1 protein-coding gene is annotated in these 437 nt (G+C 50.1%); it reads right to left on the bottom strand.

Annotation, left to right across the window (positions count from 1 at the left end):
• Positions 1–437, bottom strand: a 437-nt coding sequence (locus C900_RS26965) for an RHS repeat domain-containing protein (protein ID WP_040497658.1), incomplete at both ends; no start/stop codon positions are given.

Below are 437 nucleotides of genomic sequence, written 5' to 3'. Positions count from 1 at the left end.
TGGAGCAGCGCCAGCCTCCTGTTGCCGGAGGCATCGGTTTCGTAGATCAGCTCACCGATGTACTCTGTTTTCTTAATGAGGTTACCGTTGGGGTCATACACTTCCCGCGCGTATTTTACTCCGGTGGCATCATACAGGTATTGGATAGAATGTCCATCGGCTTTGATTACTTTCGCAGGCAGGTTGAGGTGGTTGTATTCTATACTTTCTATTTCCTTATCCAGGTCTTTGGTCATGTTGCCATTGGCATCATACGTATAGTCCGGTCCTGTAGTGTTTTTATCAGCAAAGCCTTCCCACCCCGCGGCATCGGCTACGGCTGACAACTGGTTGCCGTTGGTGTAGGTGTATTGCAGTGCATCGATGGTGCGGAAGTCAGCGTTATGCGCCTGGCGTTTCAGTGACAGGATGTTTCCATTGAGGTGTCTGTCCCAATA

The sequence above is a fragment of the Fulvivirga imtechensis AK7 genome (assembly GCF_000331535.1).
Lineage (GTDB): Bacteria > Bacteroidota > Bacteroidia > Cytophagales > Cyclobacteriaceae > Fulvivirga > Fulvivirga imtechensis.
Note: the sequence above shows the minus strand (reverse complement) of the source record. Positions and strands in the feature narration are given on the sequence as shown.